General features: G+C 64.9%; 4 protein-coding genes. 2 read left to right on the top strand and 2 right to left on the bottom strand.

The window, feature by feature from the left end; all coding sequences use genetic code 11:
• Together CAPSK01_RS19955 and CAPSK01_RS19950 are read left to right on the top strand one after the other, a co-directional pair.
• On the top strand, positions 1-2294 hold a 2294-nt coding region (locus CAPSK01_RS19955; protein WP_273704168.1), incomplete at its 5' end, for an Hsp70 family protein.
• A 65-nt stretch (positions 2295-2359) separates the two neighbouring features.
• The gene (locus tag CAPSK01_RS19950) at positions 2360-2665 is read left to right on the top strand and encodes a hypothetical protein (RefSeq protein WP_273704167.1); all 306 of its coding nucleotides are present in this window, start codon (positions 2360-2362) and stop codon (positions 2663-2665) included.
• Here CAPSK01_RS19950 and CAPSK01_RS19945 read toward each other — a convergent pair.
• Both CAPSK01_RS19945 and CAPSK01_RS19940 read right to left on the bottom strand, forming a co-directional pair.
• Positions 2649-3182 (bottom strand): LEA type 2 family protein, encoded by a 534-nt coding sequence (locus CAPSK01_RS19945; RefSeq protein WP_273704166.1) that lies wholly within the window; start codon positions 3180-3182, stop codon positions 2649-2651. The genes CAPSK01_RS19950 and CAPSK01_RS19945 overlap by 17 nt on opposite strands.
• On the bottom strand, positions 3179-3899 hold a 721-nt coding region (locus tag CAPSK01_RS19940; RefSeq protein WP_034930980.1), incomplete at its 5' end, for an NAD(P)-dependent oxidoreductase. The genes CAPSK01_RS19945 and CAPSK01_RS19940, both read right to left, overlap by 4 nt.

The raw sequence follows: 3899 nt of genomic DNA, 5'->3' as shown, positions 1-3899 counted from the left end.
AACCACAAGCGGCTTTCTACGACTGGCTGTTCCGTCACCAGCAGAGCCTGGCCGATGAACTCGCGGCAACGCGGCTGCTCATGGTCTGCGACGTCGGCGGCGGCACCACCGATCTGACGCTGATCCAGGTGGCGATCCAGGACGGCGAGCCGGTACTCACCCGCATTGGCGTCGGCGACCACCTGATGCTCGGTGGCGACAATATGGATCTCGCGCTCGCGCACCTCGTCGAATCGCGCTTGCCGGCCAGCGAAGGTCGCCTGTCAGCGCCGCGCTTTTCACAACTGACCGCTCGTTGCCGGGTGGCCAAGGAACAGCTCCTGGCCGCCGACGCCCCCGAGACGGTCCAACTGACGCTGCTCGGTGGCGGTTCGCGGCTGATCGGCGGCGCGCGCACGGTCGAACTGAAGCGCGATGAAGTCCTGCAGGTGATCGTCGACGGCTTCTTCCCGCGCGTGCCGCCCGATGCACCCGTTCAGCAGCGGCGCGCCGCGATTGTCGAGTTCGGGCTGCCCTACCCCGCTGACCCGGCGATTACGCGCCACGTCGCCGCTTTCCTCAGACGACACGCGCAGGCCGCGCGCCAGGCACTCGGCGACGCCACCGGCCCAGGCGGCGAACCAGGACTGCCGGTACCGGACACGCTGCTGTTCAACGGCGGCGTTTTCCGTGCCGATGCCCTTGCCGAACGTCTGCAGTACACCCTCGGCGACTGGCGAGGTGCAGCGCTGCGCCTGCTGCACAATGATAACCCTGACGTCGCCGTGGCCCGCGGTGCGGTGGCCTACGCGCTGATCCGCCAGGGACAGGGGCGGCGAATCGGTGGCGGATCGGCTCGCAGTTACTTTCTGCTTCTCGATGATCAGGGACAGCAGCGGCGCGGCATCTGCCTGCTGCCGCGTGGTACGGAAGAAGGCCACGAAATCCGGCTGCCCGAACGCATCTTCAGCCTGCGCCTCGGGCAGCCGGTACGTTTTCACCTTGCGTCGTCGGTCGCCGACAATGCTTATCGGCCGGGCGAAATCACCTTTCTCGACGACGATGATTTCGTTCGCCTGCCGCCCATCGCCACCGTCGTACAGGCGCCCGCCGAGAGCAATCAGCGGGAGGTGCGCGTGCAACTGAGCACCGCCATGACCGAAGTCGGCACCCTTGAAATCCATTGCGTCAGTGTTGACGATGCCGCCCGCCGCTGGTTGCTCGAATTTCAGTTGCGTGGCGACGACGGCCATACTGCGGTGTCGTCGGCGGTCCTGCCGGCACGTTTCGCTGATGCCGTGCAGTGCATCGAGCGCATTTTCGGAGCCAGCTCGCAACCGATCGAAAACAAGGAGGTGCGTCGCCTGCGCGGCCAGATCGAGCATCTGCTCGGCAAACGCGAGGACTGGGAGATGCCGCTGCTGCGCGCCCTCTTCGACCTCCTGTTGCCGCGCGCGCGCCGCCGCCGGCGGTCACCTGAACATGAACGCCTGTGGCTCAATCTGGCCGGTTTCTGCCTACGTCCCGGTCTCGGCTACGCGCTCGACGAGTGGCGGATCGAGCAACTCTGCGACTTGTTCCCGCAGGGAATCCAGTATGTGAACGAAAGCCAGAACTGGTCGGAATGGTGGATCCTCTGGCGACGCGCGGCGGGCGGCCTGCCGGCCACCGTTCAGGATCAACTTCTGGCCGAACTCGGCCCCTGGCTGCGTGCCGAGCCGACGAAGAGCCGCAGCCGCCTTGCGACGACCATCGCCGGCAGTCACGACGACATGCTGCGCCTGCTTGCTTCGCTCGAAAGACTACCCGTCGAACGCAAGCTCGAAGCCGGCGAATGGCTGCTCGAACGCTTGCGCAAGGGCTCGGAGAAAACGCTCGGCTGGTGGGCGATCGGCCGTATCGGCGCCCGCCAGTCGCTCTATGGCAGCGCCCACCAGGTGATCCCGGCGGAGGTTGCCGGCCGCTGGCTGCAAGCCCTGCTGGCGCTGGACTGGAAAAAGGTCGAACCGGCCGCTTTTGCGGCAACGCAAATCGCCCGTCTGACCGGCGACCGTGCGCGCGACCTGCCGGACGACATCCGCAGCGCGGTTCTCGCGCGCCTGGCGGCGATCAATGCCAGCGCCACCTGGATCAGGCAGGTGCAGAGTGTCGTCGAACTCGACAAGGCCGACCAACGCCGCGCTTTCGGCGAGTCCCTGCCAGCAGGATTGAAACTCGTGTCGGAATCCGGGAGCGCCTGCATGCGGGCGGCCGACAAACCGCTCGCAGCCGCCTCCGAGGGAGTCACCGGTCAGCGCCAGGGTCTCGGCCAATGATCAAAAATATCATTAACTTAATGAGTTATCGATGACCATCGGGGCGCGTAGAGGCACTTTACGCATTGACATCGAAAGTACGTATTCCGGATAATGGCCGCCGGCAGGGTCCATGGACTGCGTTGCCGAAGGATGTTTCCAAGGAGTTAAGCATGCGGGCGAAGAGAAGCGTAGATCGCCGCCAAACAAATTCTGGTCCACTGGCCGGAATGGCGGAACGCCGCTATGGCATTGACCGCCGCAAGTTTCAGTTGACGGGAGAATCGATCGCGGCACTGGAAGCGCGGCTGGCGGCACTGGCGTGTCAATGCGACGAAAACGGTGAGGACGAAGGTTCCGGGTGGGACAAGGTGATCATTCCCCTGAGCTAACGGTCATGACTTTTCCAGGCGCCCCCGACCGGTCCGAACCGGAAGGAAGCGACTTCCGGGGTGAATGGTCGGCTGCCGGCATCTGCAGATCACCGCGCCGTTCGAAGGGCACATTGCCCAAACCGGAAACGTGGATGCGTCCGACGATCCGGTAGTCGACCCGCTCCCGGCCGCCTTTCTGCAAGTCGCGAAGCTGTTTCAGGGTGCTCCCCAGCGTACTGGTGGCCATCACCTCAAGTACCGCTTCGCCAAATCGCGGGACGCTGACCGCCTTGTCCGACAGGCCCTTGATGAACGCTTGTCCATTGAGCTCGATCTCGAAGTTCAGGCCATTGATCGGCAATTCCACATCGTTCGGATTCTGGATTCGCAGTTTGAGCAAGAAACGTTGTTCAAACAGGCCCAGTTGCACCAGATTCAGGCCGGCAAGGCTGACCTCGGGCTTTTGTGAAAAGCCTCCGAGTCCGGCACACGCGCTCAACAGGGCGATCGACACGATCGCCAGACAGCTTCTCATGAGCACTGGCCGCCGGCTTCCAGAACCCGCAATAACGACGCCGTATCCGCACGCCCCCAGCCCATCGCCATCAGGGCATTGAGTTGATGATCGACCTGCGCGGCAACCGGCAGGGGCACCCCCAGACGATGGGCTTCGCCGATGACGATGCGGTAATCCTTGTGATGCAGACGAGCCTCGACCCCGGCAACGAAGTCCCGATCGACCATTCTCCCGCCCATCACTTCCAGCACACGGCTGCCGGCTGAACCACCGGCCAGCGCCTGCCTCACCCTGGCCGGATCGGCACCGGCGGCGCGGCTCAGGTGCAGCGCCTCGGCCACGGCCTGAATCGCCGCGACCATCAGCATCTGATTGCACACCTTGGCGACCTGCCCGGCGCCGTGCTCACCGACATGCACGACCGATCTGCCGAGCAGGGCGAAGAGGGGCCGCACCCGTTCGAGTACCGCCGCCTTGCCACCGACCATGATCGCCAGTGTCGCCGCGATCGCCCCCTGCTCACCGCCGGAAACCGGTGCATCGAGCATGTCGACGCCCGACCGGGACAGACGCTCGGCCAGCGAGCGTGCGGTTTGCGGCGCGATGGTGCTCATGTCCACCAGGATCGAACCCGGGGCGAATCCCGCCAGCAGGCCATCCGCGCCGAGCGTCAGGTGCTCGACATCGGCATCGGCGGTGACCATCGTGAATACCGTCTCGGCGCATCCGGCGACC

Origin of the sequence: Candidatus Accumulibacter vicinus (assembly GCF_000584955.1) — a bacterium.
Taxonomy (GTDB): Bacteria; Pseudomonadota; Gammaproteobacteria; order Burkholderiales; family Rhodocyclaceae; genus Accumulibacter; species Accumulibacter vicinus.
The sequence above is the reverse complement of the archived record's forward strand: the minus strand, read 5'-3'. Positions and strand labels throughout refer to the sequence as shown.

Bases quoted from the DNA above. Each gene is read 5' to 3' on its own strand.
- CAPSK01_RS19945 (WP_273704166.1), bottom strand. From the start codon at position 3,182: ATGAGAAGCTGTCTGGCGATCGTGTCGATCGCCCTGTTGAGCGCGTGT.